General features: G+C 71.9%; 18 protein-coding genes and 2 pseudogenes. 5 read left to right on the forward strand and 15 right to left on the reverse strand.

The window, feature by feature from the left end; genetic code table 11:
- Positions 1-97: 97 nt before the first annotated feature.
- Together ACFC02_RS22150 and ACFC02_RS22155 are read right to left on the reverse strand one after the other, a co-directional pair.
- A pseudogene (locus ACFC02_RS22150) lies at positions 98-322 on the reverse strand (leucine zipper domain-containing protein); the annotation flags it as partial.
- Between the two features lie 18 nt (positions 323-340).
- Entirely contained in the window at positions 341-1273 is a 933-nt protein-coding gene (locus ACFC02_RS22155; protein WP_376359858.1) for an NADP-dependent oxidoreductase, read from the reverse strand.
- Between the two features lie 117 nt (positions 1274-1390).
- On the opposite strand from ACFC02_RS22155, the gene ACFC02_RS22160 reads away from it, so the two are divergent.
- Positions 1391-1957 (forward strand): TetR family transcriptional regulator, encoded by a 567-nt coding sequence (locus ACFC02_RS22160; protein ID WP_376359861.1) that lies wholly within the window; start codon positions 1391-1393, stop codon positions 1955-1957.
- A 97-nt stretch (positions 1958-2054) separates the two neighbouring features.
- Here the strand turns inward: ACFC02_RS22160 and ACFC02_RS22165 are convergent, their stop codons facing one another.
- The 3 genes from ACFC02_RS22165 to ACFC02_RS22175 form a co-directional block, all read right to left on the reverse strand.
- Entirely contained in the window at positions 2055-2753 is a 699-nt protein-coding gene (locus ACFC02_RS22165) for a TMEM175 family protein (RefSeq protein WP_376359864.1), read from the reverse strand.
- Positions 2754-3016: 263 nt separating this feature from the next.
- A complete protein-coding gene (locus ACFC02_RS22170; RefSeq protein WP_376359867.1) occupies positions 3017-3379 on the reverse strand; it encodes a nuclear transport factor 2 family protein in 363 nt (120 codons plus the stop codon).
- Entirely contained in the window at positions 3376-4794 is a 1419-nt protein-coding gene (locus tag ACFC02_RS22175; RefSeq protein ID WP_376359870.1) for an FAD-dependent oxidoreductase, read from the reverse strand. The genes ACFC02_RS22170 and ACFC02_RS22175 overlap by 4 nt, the downstream gene beginning before the upstream one ends.
- Before the next feature lie 273 nt (positions 4795-5067).
- Here ACFC02_RS22175 and ACFC02_RS22180 point away from each other — a divergent pair, with 273 nt between their 5' ends.
- Positions 5068-6039, forward strand: a complete 972-nt coding sequence (locus ACFC02_RS22180) for a helix-turn-helix domain-containing protein (protein ID WP_376359873.1) — start codon at positions 5068-5070, stop codon at positions 6037-6039.
- A 205-nt stretch (positions 6040-6244) separates the two neighbouring features.
- A complete protein-coding gene (locus ACFC02_RS22185) occupies positions 6245-7375 on the forward strand; it encodes a serine hydrolase domain-containing protein (protein ID WP_376359876.1) in 1131 nt (376 codons plus the stop codon).
- Between the two features lie 177 nt (positions 7376-7552).
- Here ACFC02_RS22185 and ACFC02_RS22190 read toward each other — a convergent pair.
- Together ACFC02_RS22190 and pepN are read right to left on the reverse strand one after the other, a co-directional pair.
- Positions 7553-8613 (reverse strand): annotated as a pseudogene (locus tag ACFC02_RS22190) (hypothetical protein).
- Between the two features lie 206 nt (positions 8614-8819).
- On the reverse strand, positions 8820-11405 hold the full coding sequence (gene pepN / locus ACFC02_RS22195; protein WP_376359879.1) for an aminopeptidase N: 2586 nt from the start codon (positions 11403-11405) through the stop codon (positions 8820-8822).
- Between the two features lie 168 nt (positions 11406-11573).
- Between pepN and ACFC02_RS22200 the strand changes: the two genes are divergently transcribed.
- A complete protein-coding gene (locus tag ACFC02_RS22200) occupies positions 11574-12245 on the forward strand; it encodes a DsbA family protein (protein WP_376359883.1) in 672 nt (223 codons plus the stop codon).
- 138 nt (positions 12246-12383) lie between these two features.
- Here ACFC02_RS22200 and ACFC02_RS22205 read toward each other — a convergent pair whose 3' ends face one another.
- From ACFC02_RS22205 to ACFC02_RS22240, 8 genes are all read right to left on the reverse strand, one after another.
- A complete protein-coding gene (locus tag ACFC02_RS22205; protein ID WP_360980894.1) occupies positions 12384-13025 on the reverse strand; it encodes a superoxide dismutase in 642 nt (213 codons plus the stop codon).
- A 155-nt stretch (positions 13026-13180) separates the two neighbouring features.
- Positions 13181-14578: an amino acid permease gene (locus tag ACFC02_RS22210; RefSeq protein ID WP_376359886.1), complete on the reverse strand. Its 1398-nt coding sequence runs from the start codon at positions 14576-14578 to the stop codon at positions 13181-13183.
- 123 nt (positions 14579-14701) lie between these two features.
- Positions 14702-15607, reverse strand: coding sequence for a TauD/TfdA dioxygenase family protein (locus ACFC02_RS22215; RefSeq protein WP_376359889.1), 906 nt, complete (start codon positions 15605-15607; stop codon positions 14702-14704).
- A gap of 133 nt (positions 15608-15740) precedes the next feature.
- Complete coding sequence (locus ACFC02_RS22220) at positions 15741-17093, reverse strand: LLM class flavin-dependent oxidoreductase (RefSeq protein ID WP_376359892.1); 1353 nt, start codon at positions 17091-17093, stop codon at positions 15741-15743.
- A complete protein-coding gene (locus ACFC02_RS22225) occupies positions 17090-17824 on the reverse strand; it encodes an ABC transporter ATP-binding protein (protein WP_376359895.1) in 735 nt (244 codons plus the stop codon). Before ACFC02_RS22225 ends, ACFC02_RS22220 begins: the two co-directional genes overlap by 4 nt.
- Entirely contained in the window at positions 17800-18786 is a 987-nt protein-coding gene (locus tag ACFC02_RS22230) for an ABC transporter permease (RefSeq protein ID WP_376359898.1), read from the reverse strand. Before ACFC02_RS22230 ends, ACFC02_RS22225 begins: the two co-directional genes overlap by 25 nt.
- Positions 18787-18791: 5 nt before the next feature.
- The gene (locus ACFC02_RS22235) at positions 18792-19859 is read right to left on the reverse strand and encodes an ABC transporter substrate-binding protein (protein WP_376359901.1); all 1068 of its coding nucleotides are present in this window, start codon (positions 19857-19859) and stop codon (positions 18792-18794) included.
- Positions 19860-20242: 383 nt separating this feature from the next.
- The gene (locus ACFC02_RS22240) at positions 20243-21430 is read right to left on the reverse strand and encodes an ROK family protein (RefSeq protein ID WP_376359904.1); all 1188 of its coding nucleotides are present in this window, start codon (positions 21428-21430) and stop codon (positions 20243-20245) included.
- A 721-nt stretch (positions 21431-22151) separates the two neighbouring features.
- Here ACFC02_RS22240 and ACFC02_RS22245 point away from each other — a divergent pair.
- A complete protein-coding gene (locus ACFC02_RS22245) occupies positions 22152-22733 on the forward strand; it encodes a biotin transporter BioY (protein ID WP_360980885.1) in 582 nt (193 codons plus the stop codon).
- The last annotated feature ends 47 nt before the right edge of the window (positions 22734-22780 follow it).

Consider the following 22780-nt stretch of genomic DNA (forward strand, 5'->3'; position numbering starts at 1 on the left):
GTGGAGGGGGATCGCCGAGCGGTCCGGGCTGTGAGGCGCAGGGGTGTGCGGCAACGACCACTTGGATGTGCGGGAGATCCGCTCGCGTGGTTGCGCGGATCCGTTCCTCCACGTCGGCGGGTGTGCCGTGTGGAGTGGCTCGGGGCCGGCTCGTGCGGTCGCACAGGCCCGCATCGCCCTCGGCTCGCCGGTGCCGGACCCACTTGTGGGCCGTGGCCCGCGAGGTGCCCGTCTTGTCAGCGATGTGGGCGTCGGGACGCCCGGCCCGGAGACGGTCGACCAGGAGCCGGCGGCCGTGAACGGTCGGCCGGGCACGGGGATGTGACCGATGCCCCTGCGGTCATCCGGTCGTGATGACGAGCTTGCCGCCCTTGGGCGTGCCGTGGCGTTCGAGCTCTGTCAGTGCCGCGATCGCCTCCGCGAGTGGCACCGTGCGGGCGATCGGCACCCGCAGTGTGCCGCGTCCAGCGGCGCGCGCGACCTCCCCGAGGTCCTCCGTGACGGGCCTGGTGATCAGGACGTTGTACGGGCCCGGCAGTGCGCTCTTCGCGAGGTTCGCCGGGGTGGGGTGGATGCTGACGACGCGTCCGCCTGGCTTCAGCATCTTCTTCGCCGCGTCGGCCCGGAGCGTGCCGGCAGTGTCGACGACGAGGTCGAACCGGCCGCTGAGCGCCGTCGGGTCGAAGTCGAATTCGACGATCGGGTCGAGGCCGAGGTCGCGCGCGTCCTGCGTGGCGGTGGCGCGGCAGCTGCCTCCCACCGAGGCGCCGTGCGCCAGCGCGATCTGGGCGCCGGCTCGGCCGACTCCACCGAGGCAGCCGTTGACGAAGACCGATTGCCCGGGTTGCAGCCTGCCCTTCTTGACCACGGCTTGGAGTGCGGTGAGGCCGACGGTCGGGATGGCCGCGGCCTCCTCGAAGGAGAGTTCCGCGGGCTTCTTCACAACCCCTCTCTCCGCGGCCAGGACCATCTCGGCGAAAGCTCCCGATGCCTTGATCGACGCCCCGCCGAGCACTTCGTCGCCGACGGCGAGCCGAGTGACGCCCTCGCCGACCGCCTCGATGACGCCCGCGAAGTCGTAGCCCAGTGCGCGCGGGAACTTCCGCCCGGTCACCATCTTCATGGCGCCGCTGCGGATGCCCCAGTCCATCGGATTGGCCGCGGCCGCCCGCACGCGGACCAGAACCTCGCCGGAACCAGGACGAGTCGGCTCGAACTCCTCCAGCCGCATGACTTCGGGTCCGCCGTACTGGTGGTACTGGATGCGCTTCATCGGTGCCTCCACGAGTGATGTCATCAGCTGACATGACTCTACCACGGCGATGTCATTGAGTGACATCACGGCGGGAGGAGCGGGGTGTCACGAGGTGTCATCACCTACACTCTCGGCATGGGACGGTGGAAGCCTGGGGCCGGTGACCGACTGCGCGAGGCCGCGCTGTCGCTCTATCTGGAGCGCGGCTTCGAGCAGACGATGGTGGCGGACATCGCCGAGCGGGCGGGCGTCACCGCTCGCACGTTCTTCCGGTACTTCGCCGACAAGCGCGAGGTCCTTTTCGACGGTTCCTCCGTCCTGGAAGAGAAGTCGCTGGCTGCTCTAGAGGAGTTGCCGACCACGACGTCGGCGCTGGATGCTGTCGCGGCCGTACTCGAAACCGTGGCCCGGACCGTGGGCGGCGACCGTGAGCTGGCCCGGAAGCGGCAGGCCGTGATCATGGCCACCGCCGATCTCCGTGAGCGCGAGTTGATCAAGCTCACCTCCCTGTCGGCCGCCCTGGCCGACAGGTTGCGACAGCGGGGCATCGGCGACATCGAGGCCGGCCTGGCCGCCGAGACCGGCATCGCGGTGTTCCGCGTCGCCTTCTCGCGATGGGTCACCGCTGCGGAGGACCAAGACTTGCAAGAGGTCATTCGCGAGACGCTGGACCGACTGCGGGCCCTGGCCGCCGGCGGCTGAACCGCGTTCCGGCTCGCCCACGCCCGTCGATCCCCGAGCCGCGGGGCAGGTGCCCCCAGGGCCCGGACGGGTCCCCGGGCACCGGCCGTCCCAGTGGTCAGCGCGAGCTGCGCCGGCCCGCGAATCGCACCCGCCCAGGCAGGATCAGCAGCAGAAGGCTCCAGTACTGCAGCACCGGTACGGCGAGGGCGATGGCGAACGCGACGACCACGGCGATGACGTTGATGTAACTGTCGGTGTACAGGTGCGCGATCCTCCGGCGGGTCTCTTCGCCATCCCCCTCGACCATGGCCGGGTTGCCCTTGAGGATCTTCAACATGGCCAGTCGGCACACCATGCCGGCCAGGAGCACCGCGTAGTAGAACGCCGCCACGAACCGGTCGCGGCCGAAGGCGCCGATCATCTCCGTCGGGAGCGGGATCACGACGACCGACAGCAGCCACCCCATGTTCCACACCGTCAGGGAGCGGGTGGCCTTGATGAGCGTCGAGAAGGCCCGGTGGTGCTCCCGCCAGATGTTCGCGACGACCGCGAAGCTGAGCAGGAAGCTCCAGACCTGGTCGAGGTGACCGGTGATCACCTCACTGGCGTGCTCGTGCGCGGACGCGGCCTCGGGGACGAGGTCCACCAGCGGCAGGATCAGCAGGGTGATGGAGATCGCCGTCACCGCGTCGGTGAACAGCACCAGCCGCTCCCCCGAGACACCCCCCACGGTCCTGTCCGGCGCGGGAACCGACGGCTCTTCGGGGCCGCCGCGTCCCGTTCCGGTCTCGTCGATGACGCCTTTGGCACTCACGTGTTTGCACCTCTCCCTTGTCACGCCCGCCGCACCTTGCCGTCGCCACCGGAACCTGCTGGTCATGGAGGTTCCGACGAACCGCGCGGACTCCGCCCATGGCGACAGCGAGAAGTCGGCGGAGTCCGCAGCCGCTGCCCCCTGCGCGCAGGGTCGTCCCGTCGACGCGCTGGTGATCGGAGCGTTCGGATTGCCTGCTGGTTGTTCAGGTTCGATCTTCGGTGAGCCTTTGAGGAGCCCGACTCACCGACTGAGACGACGTCTTAACCGGGAAGACGGGTGAACTCATTGCGCAGGTCGGCGATGACGTTGCCGTCGAGCTTAGCGTGCTCTACCCCAGCCACTGTCATGAGTCGGCCGTCCGCCATGCGGGCCGCGGCCGCCCACTCGGCCCGCAGCGTGCCGTCTTCCAGCACCGTCGTGTTCCAGTAGTGCCGGGAGTCGGCGAAGGTCGCGAAGTGGGCACGGTAGAAGGCAGCGATGGCCGCACTGCCACGGACTGGTTCCGGACCGAGTCGGACGATCGCGTCGGGGGCGAACAGAGTCAGCAGTTCATCGAGCGCCGAATCGTCGTGCACCGCCCGGTCCGACAGGCCGATGTACCGGTCGATCGTGGTGTCCGTCATTTCGCGGCAACTCCTTCGGTGGCGGCCGCCGCCTTTTCCAGGAGCTCTGGATCGAACAGCGTGCCGGGGTGACGCAGCATGTAGGAGACGTTGTTGAAGGCCCGCGACACATCGGCGTCGACGAGGGCGGCGCCGACGATCTGCTCCATGGCCCGGCGCTGTCGCCGCACCTCCTCCGGCACCTCGGTACCGTTCTCGGCGTCGATGCGGGCGGCGTCACCCCCCGCGGACACGGCCCAGGCCGCGTCGACGACCACCTGCTGCAGACGGAAGAACTCCGTGGCCGCTTCGTCGAGGTCGGCACCGCTGCCGAGGTAGGAGGCCAAGCAGGAGGCGTGCAGAGCGGCGGAACTCATGCCCTGGCCGTAGACCGGGTTGAACGAGGCCACGGCGTCCCCCATGCTGACCAGGCGCGCCGGCAGGTGGCCTGCTTCGGTGAAGTGCCGGCGCCTGCTGTCCGCCTGGTGGTACGTCACCACCTCACGGGTGACACCGCCACTGGTGATGTCGCTGAAGATCCCGGGCAGTGCGGCACAGCGCGCGCGGAACTCGTCGGTCGTCCTGCCGGGCCGGTTGTCGCCGTAGCCCATCAGCATGACGAGCCACTGCTGCTCTTCGATCGCGGTCGCCGCCGCGACGGACACTCCGTCCGACGGGTACCGCGGGGTGAACAGTTGCAGTACGGTCGCCACTTCCAGCTCCGGGAACTTCACCGGGCGCTCGAACAGCGCGGTCGCGTAGTTGACCGAGGATTCCAGCCGTTCGAGCCGGGGCTGGTCGTAACCGTCCTGCCTGAGCCAGTTCGACAGCCTGCTGGAGCGTCCCATCGCGTCCACGACGAAATCCGCCGCGAGGTACCCCTCCGCCCGCTCTGCCTGATCTCCGTTCCCGGACCCGGCGAAGCGCACGCCGACGACGGCGCCGTCGCCGTATCGCAAACCGGTCGCCCGCGCCCGCAGGACCGAGACATTGGGCAGCGCGGTGACCCGGGCCCGGACGAGGGTCTCCAGCAGAGGACGCCCGACCGCGAGGAACAGGTGGTCCACGCCGTCCGGCGCCTGCCGGACGTCGTCGTAGCCGACGAACTGCTTGTCGGGTCCGACGAGCGACGCGCCCCGGTCCTGCGCCTCCTGCGAAACACCGGGAAGCCACCGCTCGATCCACAGCCGGCCGGCCGGCAGCAGTGTGTGCACCTGCTGGTCCTGGGGCACCCCGGAGCGCGACCCGGACTCCGCCGACGTGTCGTCGGGCTCGACGATGACGACCTTGCGCGCGCGGTCGGAGAGCACCCGTGCCGCGAGGAGCCCCGCTATGCTCCCGCCCATCACGCACGCCGTGTCGAACAGCACGGGTACGTCGTGCGGCGGCTCAGCGCCAACCAGACTCTCGAAGAGAGTCACCGCGGATTCGGACACGAATACTCCAGTTGGTGAGTGAAACAGACCTGGACAGACGGACCGGCGCCCAGGCGGTCGGAGCCAGGACCCCGGAGGTCCGGCGATACCTGCTCGTCCCGGGAGAGAATCCGCTCGTGCCGGGGAGGCGAGGAGGCGCCCGACCAGGATCACAGGGCCCGGACGCCGGCGGCTTGTACCAGTCGGCCCCGTGCGTTGTACTTCCTTGCCACCCAGGGCCGCACGGTGAACCTGGCCGGGGCGGTGACCAGGGGGAGGAGTAGCTTGGTCCAGATGAGCACCGGAGTCAGCGTGCCTCCTTGGCGTATCGGGAACCCTTCCGCACCCGTGGTCGACGTCACCGTGCCGTATGCGAGCGAGAACCGGAACTGTGTGCTGCTCAGGGAGTGGCGGCGCCAGGGGGGCGAGTCGGTGCCGGCTCCGCCCATGCGGCTGCCGCGGCACAGCGAAGGGACGTACCGCGCTCGCATCTGGAAGCAGAACCTGCTCGATCTCTTCCTGGAGGACCAGTACAGCGACGCGGTCGCGGGGGGCACCGGGGGGCCGGACGGGCATCTCGAGGACCGGATCGTGACAAGTGTGACGCTCAGCGGTGAGTGGCGCTTCGCCACGCGAGGTCAGCGAGCCACGGCGGCGGCCGGAATGCTGTGCGTGCGAAGGAACGAGGACCTCTGGGACTTCGAGGTCGCCCGGGGCACTCGGGCGATCACCCTGGTCCTGCCCGCGAGCGAGATCCGCTTCCCGAAGAACACGCGGGCGGTCACCGCGGAGCAGGCGTCACCTGCCGCGGCCCTCCTGCTCGCCCACCTCCGGCTCTGGGCCGAACTGGCCGACGGACTCGGTGCTGCCGCGGCCGGGGCCGCCCGCAACGCGACCCTGGAGCTGTTCAGAGGACTGATGAACGAGCAGGTCATCGACGACGCGGAGTTCGCACCTGCGCTCCTGAGGGCGGCGATGGACCACATAGAGGCCCGGCTGCTCGCCGACCCCGACCTCGACCCCGGGGGGATCGCGGCGGCCCTGAACGTGTCCGTCCGCACCCTCTACCGCGCGTTCGGTCAAGGGGCCGTGTCCTCGGTCATGGGATACGTGCGCGAACGCCGACTCGAACGCGCCAGGGCAGAGCTGCTCTCGACACGCCTCACCGTGGCCGAAATCGCCGCACGCTGGCACTTCGCCGACAGCAGCCATTTCGTCAAGGCGTACAAGAAGCGATTCGCCGAGACTCCCACCGCAGGCCGGTAGCCCGCAGAGGGGGTCCGATCCAGGTGGATCACCCCCCGGACCCGCCTCAGGGCCATGTCGTCGGATTCCCGTCCGCCCCGCGACGCGGCAGGGCCTGGTCGCCCAATGGCCGGTTGTCACTCAACCGGGTGACCGCACGGCAACCGTCCGGGCCGGTCGCCGGTTCTTGTGGGCGAACCGGTCGGACGGCTGAGAGGGGAAGACGATGTCGGTACGAGCGCGCCTGGTGGGCGCGACGGCCCTGGTCCTGGCGGTGGCACTGGCGGGACCCGCGACGGCGCAGGCCGCCGTCCCGGACGGTCCCGGCGGCCACGGGGCGACCCGCGCGGCCCTTGGGGCGGCCGTGGCGGACGGAGTGCCCGGAGCGACGGCGACCGCACGGGAGGGCGCGGACACCTGGAGCGCCGGCGAGGGCGTGGGCGACCTGCGCACCGGCGCGCCGCGCGGGACGCACGACCGCTACCGGGTGGGCAGCATCACCAAGACCTTCACGGCCACGGTGCTGCTCCAACTGGAGGCGGAGGGACGGCTGTCGCTGGACGACACCGTGGACCACTGGCTGCCCGGCCTGGTGCGCGGCCACGGCAACGACGGCCGCACGATCACCCTGCGGCAACTGCTCAACCACACCAGCGGCGTCTACAACTACACGTCCGACAAGGCCTTCGGCCGCGCCTACTTCGACAAGGACGGCTTCTTCCGGCACCGCTACGAGACGGTGCGGCCCGAGGACCTCGTGCGCATCGCCCTGTCCCACGAGCCGGACTTCGCCCCCGGCACCTCCTGGAACTACTCCAACACCAACTACGTCCTGGCCGGCCTGGTGATCGAGCGCGCCACCGGGCACTCCTACGCCCGCGAGATCCGCGACCGCATCCTGCGGCCGCTGCACCTCGCGGCCACGTCGCTGCCCGGCACGCGGGTCACCGTCCCGCACCCCAGCAGCCGCTCCTACTCCAGACTGGGCGCTGCGGCGGGACCGGCGTACGACGTCACCGAACTCAACCCCTCCATCGCCTCCTCGGCGGGCGAGATGATCTCGGACTCCGCCGACCTGACCCGCTTCTACTCGGCCCTGCTGCGCGGCCGGCTGCTGCCGCCCCGGCAGTTGCGGGAGATGAAGACCACGGTGCCCGGGACCGGCTACGGCCTCGGCCTCATGGAGCGGACCCTCTCCTGCGGCGTACACGTGTGGGGACACGACGGCGGCATCCACGGCTCGTCCTCCTCTGCGACGACCACGGCCGACGGCCGCCACGCCCTGGCCTTCAACTACAACGGGGACTGGGCGGACGAGAGCGACGCGGTGCTGAAGGCGGAGTACTGCGGAGGATGAAGCGCCCCACCGGCCGGTGAGCGGCCCTGCCCGGTGCGGCCCACCCGCCGGTGAGTCGCCCTGCCCGGTGCGGCCCACCGGCCGGTGAGCGGCCCCCTGGCAGCAGACTGCCCCGGGACCGCTCACCGGCTCGGGGCGGGTCGCTTCGCGGGGGCCGGCCCCGGGCCGGCCGGCGGCCTACCGGGGCAGCACCACCACGTACGCGGCCGGTTCGCGGTCGGCCGCCGCCATCAGGGCCGTGCGGACCACCGTCGCCTGCTGCTCCATCGCGTCGCGCAGCTTGCGGGGCGTGATGTGGACGACCGTGATGCCCAGGCGCTCCAGGTGCTCGCGCTTGCGGGCGTACTCCGACCAGAGGGTGTCCTCGTCCGGGCGGCCCTGGAGCGGGGCGCGGGTGTCCAGTTCCAGGGCGACCGCCTGGTCGGGCCAGTACGCGTCCAGGCCGCCCAGGTGCGGGCCGCCCGGCAGGCGCAGGTCCACGTTCCACACCGGGTCGGGCAGGCCGTGCTCCTCTCGACCATCCGGTACAGCCGGTCCTCGGCGACCGAGCGGCCCTCGGCGAGCAGCGAGTCCAGCGCGTCCACCACGTGCGGCCTGGTCAGCAGCCTCGCACCGGTCAGGGCCCGGACCACGGCGGCCGGTTCGCAGTGCCCGCCGCGCACCGCCTCCGTCAGCAGCCGCTGCACGGTCACCGCTTCCTGCAACTGCGCCACCGCGTCCGCCAGGGCGCGCGGCACCGGGGCGACCGGGACGCCCGTGACGACCTCGGGGACGGGCGGCTCGGACGCCCGGACCACCCGCGCGCAGCCCGTCGAGCGCAGCCGGCGCAGCCGCGGCACCAGGACGTCGATCTTCTCCAGTGCGAGCAGGGCCGGCGCGGCCGAGAAGCCGTGCAGGGCGAGGGCGGCCAGCCCGGTGATCATCACGTCCGGGCAGGCCGGGCGGTGCGGCTCCTGGGCCGTCGGCTGGGCCGGCACCCCGGGCGCCGGACGCGGCACCTGCCCGCGCGTCGCGTACAGGAGCACGGCGTGCAGCCGCTCCTCGCTGGTCGGCGGTCCCGGATGGAGCAGGAAGACGCCCGGCAGGAACTGCTGCCAGGGGCCGCCTGCCCGGCACTGCTCGGTCGTCTCGGCCGCCGACACGCCGTGGGCGCGCAACTGGGCGGTGGTCAGGACCCGGCGGTGCGCCTCGGCCAGATGGCTCAGGGGGCGGGGGGAGAGCGGGGTGTCGTGGTTCATGTCCCGGGACGTTCCCGTCCCCGGGCCGCCCGCTAACCGCTGTTACACGCCCGTCGAAAAATGGGGACAACCCCGCTCTAAAGGACGGGTGTTCGGATGCCGAAAACCCCTGGTCCGCCCGGGGGCGGGCCAGGGGTTACGGGAACTTTGTAACGGTTACTCCACGCCTGAGCCTTGGCCAGAGCTGCGGCCGTCCGGGTGACGGCTCAGCCGGCGGATCCGGCCGCCGCGTCGCACTCCTGCCCGCGCAGCGCGCGAGCCAGGTCGTCGCGCGCCTCCAGGACGAGGCGGCGCAGCGCGGGCGCGGCCTGCTCGTGCGCGGCGAGCCACGCGTCCGCCGCGTCCAGCGTCCCCCGCGAGTCCCGCAGCGAGGGGAACAGGCCGCGCACCACGTCCATCCCGATCTGGATCGACCGCTCCTGCCACACCCGCTCGATCACCGCGAAGTACTTCTCCGCGTACGGCGCCAGCAGCTCCCGCTGCGAGGGCCGCACGAAGCCCGCGATGGTCGCCTCCACCAGAGCGTTCGACAGGGTGTCCGACTCCACCACCCGCGCCCACGCCTGCTCCTTGACGGCGGCGGTGGGCCGGGCGGCCAGGCAGCGCACCTGGTGCCGCTTGCCGGAGGCGGTGTCGTCCCGGGCCAGCTCGGCGGCGAGGGCCTTCTCGTCCGCCACCCCGTGCGCGGCCAGCGGCTCCAGGAACGCCCAGCGCAGCTCCTGGTCCACGTCGAGGCCGGGGATCTCCTCCGTGCCGTCCCGCAGGCCCTTCAGCAGTTCCAGGTCGGCCGGGGCCGACGCCAGCGACGCGAAGAAGCGCGCCCAGGCCAGCTGGTGCTCGCTGCCCGGCTCGGCCTGCCGCAGCTCGGCCAGCGCGCCCTCGGCCAGCGCCCGCGCGCCCGTCTCGCGCCACTCGGGCGCCACGTAGTGCACCAGCGACGACTCGGCCCACGCGTGCAGCATCTGGAGCACGCCGATGTCCGACTCGCGCCCCGCGAACCGCAGCACCAGGTCGATGAAGCCACGGGCCGGCAGCAGCGCGTCCCGGGTCAGGTTCCACAGCGCCGACCAGCACAGCGCGCGGGCCAGCGGGTCGGTGAGCGCCCCCAGGTGCTCGCGCAGCGTGGCCAGCGAGGTCTCGTCGAAACGGATCTTGCAGTAGGTCAGGTCGTCGTCGTTGACGAGCACCAGCTCCGGCGCGTCCTGCCCGGCCAGCTCCGCCACGACCGTACGGGCGCCGTCGACGTCCACCTCGGCGCGCGCGTACCGCTCCAGCGCACCGACCTCCGAGCGCTGGTACAGGCCCACCGCCACCCGGTGCGGGCGCAGTTCGGGGTGCGACTCGGCGGCCTCCTGAACGATCGCGAGCTCGTCGATCCTGCCCTCGGCGTCCAGCACCACCTGCGGGGTGAGCGAGTTGACGCCGGCCGTCTGCAGCCAGGACCGCGACCAGGCGGTCATGTCCCGGCCGCTGGTCTCCTCCAGCACCGCCAGCAGGTCACCGAGGCGCGTGTTGCCGTACGCGTGCCGCTTGAAGTAGCGGCGGGCGCCCTCCAGGAACGCGTCCCGGCCGACGTACGCCACCAGTTGCTTGAGCACGGAGGCGCCCTTGGCGTAGGTGATGCCGTCGAAGTTCAGCTTGGCGTCCTGGAGATCGCGGATGTCCGCCGTGATCGGATGCGTGGAGGGCAGCTGGTCCGCGCGGTACGCCCACGCCTTGCGGCGGTTGGCGAAGGTGATCCAGCCGTCGGTGAAGCGCGTCGCCCCCACCAGCGAGAACGACCCCATGAAGTCCGCGAAGGACTCCTTCAGCCACAGGTCGTCCCACCACTCCATGGTGACCAGGTCGCCGAACCACATGTGCGCCATCTCGTGCAGGATGACGTTGGCCCGCGCCTCGTAGGAGGCCTGCGTCACCTTGCCGCGGAAGATGTACTCCTCGCGGAAGGTGACAAGACCCGGGTTCTCCATCGCGCCCAGGTTGTACTCCGGCACGAAGGCCTGGTCGTACTTGCCGAACGGGTACGGGTAGTCGAAGTGGTCGTGGAAGAAGTCCAGGCCCTGCTTGGTGACGAGGAAGACGTCGTCGGCGTCGAAGTGCTTGGCGAGCCCCTTGCGGCACAGCGCGCCCAGCGGGATCTCCAGCCGCGTCCCGTCCTCGAACACCCGCTCGTAGGAGTCGGTCACGTAGTGGTACGGCCCGGCCACCACGCACGTGATGTACGTCGAGATCGGCTTCGTCTCCGCGAACCGCCACACGCGGTCCTCGCGCTCGCCCACCCCGTTGCTCCACACCGTCCACTCCTCGGGCGCCCGCACCTCGAAGCGGAACGGGGCCTTGAGGTCCGGCTGCTCGAAGTTGGCGAAGACGCGGCGCGAGTCGGCCGGCTCGTACTGGGTGTAGAGGTAGACCTCGCCGTCCTCCGGGTCGACGAAGCGGTGCAGGCCCTCACCGGTGCGCGAGTAGGCGCACTGGGCGTCGACGACCAGCTCGTTGTCGGCGGCCAGGTCCTCCAGGGCGATCCGCGAGCCGTCGAAGACCTCGCTCGGGTCGAGGTCGCGGCCGTTGAGGGAGACGGCCGTGACGCCGGGTGCGACCAGGTCCGCGAAGCTGGACGCGCCGGGCTCGTTGCAGCGGAACCGGATCGTGGTGACGGACCGGAACGTGCGGGGCCCCGCCTCTTCCCCGTCGCCGACCGCCGAACGCACGTCGAGGAACACCTCGTACCCGTCGACGGACAGCAGGGCGGCCCGCTCCCGGGCCTCGTCGCGGGTCAGATTCTCACCGGGCACAGACGGCACTCCCTCGGATGTGTTCAGGATGCGGACAGCACCGATCCTGCCATGCGGTCCTGATCCGCGACATCAGGGAATGCCCTGCGCGACGATCGATGTTGCCCGTGGCGAGGGTCCCGCCGGGGCCCGTCCGTCCCGTCGCGCACGTCCGTACCGAGGAGAGCCATGTCCGAGACCGCCACCACGGCGACCCCCTCCGGCAAGACCCCCGTCGACTTCTGGTTCGACCCGCTGTGCCCGTGGGCCTGGATGACCTCCCGGTGGGTGCTGGAGGTGCAGAAACAGCGCGACATCGAGGTCCGCTGGCACATCATGAGCCTGGCCGTGCTCAACGAGCCGAAGCTGGACGAGCTGCCCGAGGAGTACCGCGAACTGCTCACCACCAAGGCGTGGGCGCCGATCCGGGTGGTGACCGCGGCCTGGCAGAAGCACGGCGACGACATCCTCGGCCCGCTCTACACCGCGCTCGGCACCCGCTTCCACAACCAGGGCGAGGGTCCCACCCGCGAGGCGATCGCCGCCGCGCTGGCCGAGGTCGGCCTGCCCGCCAACCTGATCGACTACGCCGACCAGGAGGACTTCGAGTTCGACGCCGAGCTGCGCGCCTCCCACAAGGAGGGCATCGACAAGGTCGGCCAGGACGTCGGCACCCCCGTCATCGCGCTGCCCGGCTCCGACGGACGGCAGATCGCCTTCTTCGGCCCGGTCGTCACCCCGGTCCCCACGGGCGAGGACGCGCTGCGCCTGTGGGACGGCACCATCGCGGTCGCCTCGGTCCCCGGCTTCTACGAGATCAAGCGGACCCGGACGGCGGGCCCGGACTTCAGCAACCTGTAGGTTCCCCCGGCCGCGCCCCGACGCCGGTACGTACGGGAAGACCCCCGCGAGTCCTGTCCTCGCGGGGGTCTCCTTCTTTCCGTCCCCCGCGTGAAAGGTGAGAAGACGATCACGAGGAGGGACGATCCGGGGCGCGCGTCAGGGCGCGAGCAGCAGCACGTTCGCGCGCTCCTTGGCGGCGGCGTAGCGCCTGGCGACGTCCTGCCAGTTGACGACCTGCCACATGGCGTCGATGAAGTCGACCTTCTGGTTCTTGTACTGCAGGTAGAAGGCGTGCTCCCAGGCGTCGAAGACGAGGACGGGGGTGGAGCCCTGGCCGACGTTGCCCTGGTGGTCGTAGACCTGCTCGACGACCAGTCGTCCGCTGAGCGGCTCGTAGGCGAGCACGCCCCAGCCCGAGCCCTGGGTGGTGGCCGCCGCCTTGGACAGCTGGGCCTTGAAACCGGCGAAGGAGCCGAAGGACTCGGTGATCGCGTCCGCCAGCTCGCCCACCCCGTCCTTCTCCAGCGGCTCGCCGCCGCCCTCACCCGTCATGTTCTGCCAGTAGATCGAGTGCAGGATGTGCCCGGACAGGTGGAACGCCAGGTTCTTCTCCAGGCCGTTGACCGAACCCCACGACTCCTTGTCCCGCGCCTCCGCGAGCTGCTCCAGGGTGTCGTTGGCGCCCTTGACGTAGGCCGCGTGGTGCTTGTCGTGGTGCAGCTCGATGATCTCGGGGCTGATGACCGGCGCGAGCGCCGAGTAGTCGTACGGAAGCTCCGGGAGCGTGTAGACGGGCATGACAGGTGTCCCCTCCGACCAGTTATTGCAAAGGGCTTGCAACTACAAGCTACCAACAACAGCCGGGGCGTGAGCAACAGGAAGGCCCCCACGTGTCCCGTGGGAGCCTTCTGTCGCTCGTGCGGGAAACCCGGCCCGCGGCCGGATCCGCCGTGTCAGCTCCGGGCGCGCGACCGCTGCCAGAGGTATCCGACCGCCGCCAGGAACAGCGTCATCCCGCCGGTCGAGTACAGCTGCACCCGCGTGCCCGGCTCCCGCGCCATCAGTACGAAGACCGCCGCCATGCCGGCCAGGGCCACCCAGGTCAGCACCGGGAACCCCCACATGCGCACCACCAGCTTCTGCGGCGCCTCGCGCTCCAGTGCGCGCCGCAGCCGCAGCTGCGAGGCGGCGATGAAGATCCAGACGACCAGGATCACCGCGCCGATCATGTTCAGCAGCCACGGGAAGACGTCGTCGGGCCGCCAGTAGCTGAGCAGCACGCACAGGAAACCGAAGAGGCTCGACACCAGCACCGCGATCCGCGGGACGCCCCCGGACACCCGGGCCAGCGCCCGCGGGCCCAGACCGCGCTCCACCAGCGAGTACGCGATGCGCGAGGAACCGTAGACGTTGGCGTTCATCGCGCTCAGCAGCGCGACCAGCACCACCACGTTCATCAGCTGACCCGCGCCCGGGATGCCGAGGTGGTCCAGGGCGGCGACGTAGGGGCCCTTGTCGACGACCTCGGCCGCGTTCCACGGGACGAGCGTGACGATGACCGCCATCGAACCGACGTAGAACAGCGCGATGCGCCACATCGCCGTGCGCACCGCGCTCGCCACGCCGCGCACCGGGTCCTCCGACTCGGCCGCCGCGATGGTGACCGTCTCCAGGCCGCCGTAGGCGAACACCGAGGCGAGCAGGCCGACGATCAGGCCCTGGCCGCCGTGCGGGAGGAAGTGGCCCAGGTGCGAGGCGCCGGGGGAGTCGGTGCCGGGCAGGACCCCGGCGATCGCCAGCACGCCCAGCACCAGGAACAGGGTGATCGCGCCGACCTTCAGCGCCGCGAACCAGAACTCGAACTCGCCGAAGTTCTTCACCGCGGCCAGGTTGCTGCCGCAGAACACCACCATGAACAGCGCCACCCACATCCACTGCGGCGTGCCCGGCAGCCAGCCCGTGACGATCTTCGCGGCGCCCATGCCCTCCAGGCCGACCGCCGTGCACAGCAGCACCCAGAACGACCAGCCGGCGGTGAATCCGGCCCACGGCCCGAACGCCCGCTCGGCATGCGCCGAGAACGAGCCCGAGGACGGATAGGCCGCCGACATCTCGCCGAGCATCCGCATCACCAGCATCACGAGGAGGCCGGAGAGGGCGTAGGCGACGACGATCGAGGGTCCGGCGGCGGCGATGCCCGCGCCGGACCCGACGAACAGCCCGGCGCCGATCACACCCCCGAGGGCGATCATCGACAGGTGGCGCTGCTTGAGGCCGTGGGACAGGGAGACCGCGTCCGCCGCCGGGGACGACCCGGCGGCGGCGTCGGTGCGGGTGCTGCTGCTTGGCATGGGGCGCGCTCGTCCAGTGGGGGGAGGAGGGGCAAAAGTGCCCACAGTCTGGGCAGCCCGTCCGCTCCGGGGAAGCGGCTGCCCACTATCCGGACACGTACCCTACCCAGCGTGCACGGTGCGCTACGCGGCGACGGGCACCGGCGCGAGGGGGGAGTAGTGCGAGGCGTCCCCCTCCAGGGAGTGGCTCTCCTCGCCCTCGACGCCGACCGGGACGTCCCCGGCCACCGTCACCCGGTTCAGCCGCCGCGGCAGGCCGTCGTAGTTGTCGATGGCGTAGTGCTGCGTGATCCGGTTGTCGAACAGCACCAGCTGGTGTTCCGACCAGCGCCAGCGCAGCACGTTCTCCGGGCGGGTGACGTACGCCTGGAGCAGGTCAAGGATCTTGCGGGACTCCGGCACCGAGAGCCCCACGATCCGCTGCGCGAACCCGCCGATGAACAGCCCGCGCTCGCCGGTCAGCGGGTGGACGCGGACCACCGGGTGCGCGGTGCGGTACCGGATCGAGGTGAACTGCGCGCGCCGGTCCGCCTCGTCCGCGTCGACCGCCTCGTCCGGGACCGCGTAGTCGTAGTCGTTGGTGTGCTCGGCCCACAGCGTGTCGGCCAGGCGCCGCAGCGGCTCGGGCAGGTCCCGGTAGGCCGCGGCGGCGTTCGCGATCAGTGTCTCGCCCCCGTACGGCGGCACGGTGATGCTGCGCAGCGTGCTGGCCTGCGGCGGGTTCAGCACGAACGTCACATCGGTGTGCCAGTGGTTGGCGCGGCCCCGCTCGCTGTCCACGGGGAGCACGTTCGGGGCGCCCTCGACGGCCGGCACGGTCGGGTGGGCGGTGGTCAGGTCGCCGAAGTGGCGGGCGAAGGCCTCCTGGCCCGCGTCGTCCAGCCGCACGTCGTCGAAGACGAGCGCCTTGTGGACGTTCAGCGCCTCCCGGAGCGCGGCGACGGTCTCTGCGCCGAGCGGCCGGGACAGGTCGGCGCCGGTGACCTGGGCGCCGATGCGCGCGGTGACCTTGCGGATCTCGATGGACATGGTGGGTCCTTTCAGACGGACGGACGGGCGGGCCGATGGATGGGTGGGCGGGAAGTCGGACGGATGGGTGGGTGGGCGGACGGACGGACGGGCGGACGGACAGACGGGCGGGCGAACGGACGGACGCGCGCGGTCAGACGGTGGCGAGCGCGGAGGGGCCGCCGGGGGTGACGTACTGGTTGGCGGGCCGCGGCAGGCCGTAGCGCTCCCGCAGGGTCCGGCGGGGCCCGTACTCCGTGCGCAGCAGGCCGCGGGCGCGCAGCAGCGGGACGACGTGCTCGACGAAGGCCTCCAGACCGGAGGGCAGCACCGCGGGCATGATGTTGAACCCGTCGGCCGCCCCCTCGGCGAACCACGTCCCGATCGTGTCCGCGACCTGCTCGGGCGTCCCCGCGAAGGTCAGGTGCCCGCGCCCGCCGCCGAGCCGCCCGATCAGCTGCCGCACGGTGAGCCGCTCGCTGCGGGCCAGCTCCACCACGAGCGTGTAACGGCTCTTGGCGCCCTCGATCGCCGACTCGGGCGGCAGGTCGGCCGGCAGCTCGCGGTCCAGGTGGAGCGTGCCGGGCTCCAGGCGCAGCAGGCCCTCCAGCCGGGCCCGGCCGTGCTCGGGCACGATGTGCTCCTCCAGGACCCGCTCGGCCGCCCGCGCCCCCGCCTGCGTCGACCCCAGCACCGGGACGATGCCGGGCAGCACCTTGACGCGGCCCGGGTCCCGGCCCGCCCGCCGCGTACGGGCCTTGAGATCGGCGTAGAACGCCTGCGCGCCGGCGAGGGTCTGCTGCGCGGTGAACACCGCCTCCGCGTACCGCGCGGCGAACGCCTTGCCGTCCTCGGAGGACCCCGCCTGCACGAGCAGCGGATGCCCCTGCGGGGTGCGCGGCACGTTCAGCGCGCCCGCCACACCGAAGTACGTCCCCCGGTGCCGAGCCGGATGGATCTTCGCGTCGTCGCCCCACACCCCGGCCGCCTTGTCGGCGACGATCGTGTCGTCCTCCCAGCTGTCCCACAGCTTGCGGGCCACGTCCACGAACTCGGCGGCCCGCGCGTACCGCTCGGCGTGCGGGGGCTCGGCGTCGAGACCGAAGTTGCGGGCCGCCTCCGCACCCGCGGTGGTGACGATGTTCCAGCCCGCCCGGCCGCCGCTGACGATGTCCAGCGAGGCGAACGTGCGGGCCAGGTTGTAGGGCGAGTGGTACGACGTCGACGCGGTGGCGATCAGGCCGATGTGCTCGGTGACGGTCGCCAGCGCGGTCAGCAGCGTGAGCGGCTCCAGGGCGCCGGCCGGCCGCTGGGCGACGGTGTTCCACAGCTGGGGGCCGTCCGCGAGGAAGAGCGAGTCGAAGGTGCCGCGCTCGGCGACCCGGGCCAGGCCGGCGTAGTGCGCGAGGTCGACGTGCGCGTACGGGTCGCTCTCCGGCAGCCGCCACGACGCCTCGTGATGGCCGGTGTTCATCAGGAACGCGTTGAGGTGCAGGGTGCGGGTCATGCGGGGTCCTCCGTGACGCCCAGGGCGGCGAGCAGCCGTTCCCGGTACTCGCCGAGCAGCGGGTCCCGGTGCGCGCGCGGGTGGGGGCGGTCGATGGTCAGGTCGAGGCCGACGCGGCCCCGGTCGAGGACGAGGACCCGGTCGGCGAGCACGATCGCCTCGTCCACGTCGTGGGTGACGAGCAGCACCGACGGCCGGTGGTGCTGCCAGAGCCGGCGCAGCAGGCCGTGCATCCGGATCCGGGTCAGGGCGTCCAGCGCGCCGAACGGCTCGTCGGCCAGCAGGAGACCGGGCTCACGCACCAGGGAGCGGGCCAGCGCCGCGCGCTGCGCCTCACCGCCGGACAGCTCGCTCGGCCAGGCCCGTTCCCGGCCGGCGAGGCCCACCTCGGCGAGGGCGGCCCGGCCGCGCTCGGCGGCGTCCTTGCCGTCCGCGCCCAGCAGGACGTTGTCCAGCACGCGGCGCCAGGGCAGCAGCCGGGAGTCCTGGAAGACCACGGACACCCGCTCCGGCGCCCTCAGCTCACCGCTGCCCGCCACCGCGTGGTCCAGGCCCGCGATCGCGCGCAGCAGGGTGCTCTTGCCCGAGCCGCTGTGCCCGAGCAGGGCCGTGAACTGCCCGGCCGGCAGGCTCAGGTCGAGGGAGTCGAGGACCGTACGGCCCTGGAAGGACCGGGTCAGGCCGCGCAGTTCCACCGCGGGCCGGGTCAGCTGCTCAGTGTGCGGCGCCACGACAGCACCCTCCGTTCGATCAGGCGGACCACGCTGTCGGAGACCAGGCCGAAGACGCCGTAGACCAGCAGGCCGACGAGGATCACGTCCGTCTGGCCGTAGTTCTGCGCCTGGAACATCAGGTAGCCGAGGCCGCTGGTGGCGTTGATCTGCTCCAGCACCACCAGGCCCAGCCAGGACCCGGTCACCCCCAGCCGCAGGCCGACGAAGAAACCGGGCAGTGCGCCGGGCACGACGACCTGCCGGACGAACCGCCACCGCGACAGGCCCTGCACCTCGGCCAGTTCGACGAAGCGGCTGTCGATGCCGGACAGCGCGGCGTGCGTGTTCAGGTAGACCGGGACGTAGACGACGATCGCGATGATCGCGATCTTGAAGGTCTCGCCGATGCCCAGCCAGAGGATGAACAGCGGGATGAGGCCCAGGGTCGGGATCGCCCGGTTGAGGTTCACGGTCCCGTCGATCAGCGCCTCGCCGGTCCGGGTCAGCCCGGAGGCGAGCGCGAGCAGCACACCCGCGCCCAGGCCGATCGAGAAGCCGTAGCCGGCCCGGCGCAGCGAGGTCACCACGTCGGTGGGCAGCGTCCCCTCGGTCCACAGGTGGCCGGCGGTCCTCAGCACCGTCCATGGCGCCGGGATCGCACCCGGGTCGAGTTGCCCGGCGGCGGAGGCGGCGGCCCACAGGACAAGGACGAGCAGGGGTCCGGCCAGCCGGGCGGCGGGCAGCCGCCGGCCGGGGGTGAGGGACCGCCGGGGCCGTGAGGACCGCTGGGACCGCTGGGATCGCTGGGACCGTCGGGGCCGCCAGGCGCGGGGCGGTGGGGCGGTGGCGGTCGCCGTGCCCGGGGGAGCGGCGTCCGCGGCAGCCGCAGACGTTTCCGAAGCCGTCGGACTCGTCGGGGTCGTCGGGGGCGTCGGAGTCGCAGGAGTCGTCGGGGTCGTCGAAGGCGTCGAGGTCGTCATGGGGGTCACCTCCGGTACCCGGCCGGGACGGCCTTCGCCGCCAGGGACTCGAAGCGCCGGTCGAACAGCGCGTCGACCGTGAACTTCTTCACGAAGCCGCCCTCGGCGAGCAGGTCGGCCGTCTCCTGCTCCCACGCGATCGCCTCGTCCCAGCGCGGCGGGAACAGCGGCTTGTTGGCGAGCCGGGTGACGGCCTCGGCCTGGGCCGGGGACAGGTTCTGCGTCCTGACGTAGAACTCCCGGTTCCACTCGTCCGGGTGCTCCCACTGCCACACCTGGCCCCTGGCCCACTGCGGGATGTACGCGGCGATCGCGGCGGCCTTGGCCCGGTCGGCCAGCACCGAGGCCGGCGCCCACAGCAGGTTGAGCAGGTCGACGACGTCGGTGGGGATGGTGTGCGCGCCCTTCGCCCCGTACTGCTTCAGATACGCCGGCGCCTGGCTGTTGCCGAGCGGGGCCACGTCCACCTGGCCCGACTGCAGGGCGGTGAGGAACTGGTTGCTGGTCAGCGGGACCAGACGCACGTCGCCGTATCCCAGGCCCGCCTCCTTCAGCGCGCGCAGCAGGACGACGCCCTGCGCCTGGCCCTGGGAGAAGGCGAGTCGGCGCCCCTTGAAGTCCGCCGTCGTACGGATGTCGCTGCCCGGGCTGGTGGCGAAGAGGTAATTGGGTCTGCGGGTGAGACCGACGGCGACGATCCGCGCGTCGTAGCCCTGGTAGTGCGCCTGGATCGGCGGAATGCCCGCGTTGGTGGACACGTCCAGGGAACGCGCGCGGAAGGCGTTGATGACGTCCGGTCCGGCGCCGATGTTCAGCCAGTCCGACACGGTGAACGGCAGCTTCGGGAACTTCCCCAGTCTGAACTGGAGTTGCTGGGCGTTCTGATAGGAGGCGATCTTCAGGCTCGTGCCCGGCGGCACCTTGCCGGCGAGCGGGGCGGACAGGTCGGCGGGCGACCCGGAGGCGGCGGCACTGGAACCGGCGCAGCCGCTCAACCCCGCCGCCGCGGCGGCACCGAGCAGGGAGGAGAGGAACAGGCGCCGGTCGGGTCCGGACACCGGTGCGGAAGGCATGGCAGAACTCCAGGGTTCACAGGGGCGGCAGACGTGCGGAATTCCGGGCGGTGAAATCGCCGAAGGCAAGCGGGAAGGCATGCGGGACGGCAGGTGGGAAGGCATGCGGGAAGGCATGCGGGAAGGCAGGTGGGAAGGCATGCAGCAGGCAAGCCGGAAGAAGTGCGGCAGACAAGCGGGCGGGCAGGCAGGCAGGAACAGCCGACGCGAAGGGAATTCACGCACGAGGTGATCGGCGCGGAGCACGCGAGGAGAACCGGAGGAAAGGCGCTCCGGGGCGCGTCAACGGGTCAGCAACAAAGAGTGCGACAGCTCGTGAGCGGGCTCATGAGAAGAATGCTCCCGGTCCCGCGCAACCCCTGTCAACATTCGGAGATTCTGAATCAATGAACGTCATGTGACACGCCCAGCGGATCCCGGTAGAGCACGTCCAGGGCCACCGCCCCGCCCGCCACCGCGAGCACGGAATCCGTGAAACCGGTCGGCACCACCGCCTGCGCCCGAAGCCCCCCGACGGAGCTTCTGAGCGCCGCCAGGCAGTCCTGCCGGTACATCGCGCCGACCTCGGTGACCACCACCGTCTCCGGATTGAGTACGTCCAGCAGCAGTCCCACCGCGCGGCCGGTCAGCCGGGAGCGCTCCACCAGCAGCCGTACGGCCGCCGGGTCCCCGGCGCCGGCCGCGGCCACCACGCGCATCGGGTCCACGCCGTCGGCCACGCCCGCCGCCCGCGCCCGCCGGCACAGCGTCCGCTCGCTCAACTCCGCCTCCAGGCAGCCGGTCCGTCCGCAACCGCAGGGCTCCGTGCCGCCCGGCAGCGGCAGATGCGCGATCGTGCCCGCCTGCGACCGGGGCCCGTGGTGCACCTCGTCGTTCGTGGCGAAGGCCGCGTCGACCACGTTGCCGACGAACAGTTCCAGCACACTCCGGCTGTCCCGCGCCCGCCCGAACAGGCGCTCCGCGTTCACCAGCGCCCGCGCATGCCCGTCCACGTGCACCGGCAGTCCCGTACGGGCACCGATCACGTCCCGCACGGGCACGTCCCGCCAGCCCGGCAAGGGGTGTTCGACGACGGTGCCGCCGTCGCGGTCCACCCAGCCGCCGGCCGCGAACCCGATCCTGAGGGGCGTGGCACCCCCGGCCCCGGACAGCAGCGCCCCGAGTCCGTCCACGGCGCGTTCGAGCACCTGGGCAGGTCCGGCCCCGGCGTGCGCGAACCGCCGCTGAGTCACCACCCGGCCGCGCAGGTCGAGCAGCGAGACCGTGGTGTACGGCACCGCCAGGTGCACCCCGCCGACCACGAACCGGCGGTCGTCCAGTTCGACGGGCACGTGCGGGCGGCCCGCCCCCTTGGCGCGTGGCGCCACCGTGGCCTCGCGGATCAGCCCGAGCCCGGTGAGCCGGGCGCAGTGCTCCGAGACGGAGGCCGGGGACAGGCCGGTCAGCCGGGCGATGGTGCTGCGGGCGACCGGCCCGTGCTCCAGCACCGAACGCAGCACACCGCTGGCGTTGGTCCGCCGCCGGTCGGGATCGGCGACGCGGGTGACGGAGGGCGTCGGGGTGGATGCCATTGCACGGGGCACGGGGAGCCTCCCGGGGCTGAACGGGGAAAAGGGTCCGGCACTGCGCCGTAGGGGAACGGGGCGCGCCGGAACCCGCCCCTACCCGGAGCGGCGACAGGTGGCCGTGCCCTGGCGTCGCAGGTCGACATAGCGACGCGAGGAGAAGTACCGGGCCTGGGCAACCATGCGCTCGAAGCTAGCAAAACGTCCCACGGCTGCCCAGACGGCGACCGACGGGCGAGACGGAACCGCCGGGCCCCACCGCACGTTTGAAGGCAGGCAGCCCCACCGGCTCGAAGGGGACCGCCCCGGCTCGAAGGGGCCGCCCCTGGCTGGGAGGGGCCGCCCCTGGCTGGGAGGGGCTGCCGTGGCTGGGAGGGGCCGTCCCCGGCTGGGAGGGACCGTCCCTGATCAGCGGGCCGCGCCGGATCAGCGGGCCGCGCCGCCGGGTCGGGCGGGAGCACGGGCGGGAGCCCCCGGACCGGCAGGTCCCACCGCCGGTTTGGCGGGACCTTACAGAAGTGCGGCGCCCCCGACCGCCGTTCCGATGCCGGGAAGACCACTCCACCTCAGTGACCGGCGTCACGCCGGCCCAGGTGTAAGCAGCGATCTTTGTACGGAGCCGACCAAGCTCGCGTTCCAGCCTTTGTCGAGCGCAGACGGTGATCGGCTCAAGGGCGCTGGGATAGCGTCGCGGTGTTCCCGACTGCCCTCACCCCGCGGAGTCCCCATGAGCACCGCTGCCGTCCCTACTCGCACCGGCCAGGTCCTCGCCGACCTCCTGCCCTCCTCCCGCGTCCGGGACGCCGCCCTCGTGCTCGGCGGCGCCGCGCTCACCGGGATCGCCGCCCAGATCGCCGTCCCCGTGCCCGGCTCCCCGGTGCCGGTGACCGGCCAGACCTTCGCCGCGCTGCTGGTCGGCACTGCGCTCGGCGCCCGCCGCGGTCTGCTCTCCCTCATGCTGTACGCGCTCGCCGGCGTCGCGGGTGTCCCGTGGTTCGCGGAGGGCGGCTCGGGGGCCGGCGCCCCCTCCTTCGGCTACGTCCTCGGCATGCTGCTCGCCTCCGCCGTCGTCGGCGAGTTGGCCCGTCGCGGCGCCGACCGCAGGGCCTGGCGCATGGCGGGCACCATGCTCCTCGGCGAGGCGATCATCTACGCCGTCGGCGTCCCCTACCTGGCCCTGTCGACCGGGATGTCCGCCTCCGCCGCGATCGCGGCGGGCCTGACCCCGTTCCTGCTCGGTGACGCCCTCAAGGCCGCCCTGGCGATGGGCGCGCTGCCGGCCGCCTGGAAGTTCGCCGGCCGGCGCTGACGCCTGGCGGAGAAAGCAGAAGGTGGGGGGAGCCTCGGAACGAGGCG

The organism is Streptomyces sp. NPDC056160 (assembly GCF_042268205.1).
GTDB lineage: Bacteria > Actinomycetota > Actinomycetes > Streptomycetales > Streptomycetaceae > Streptomyces.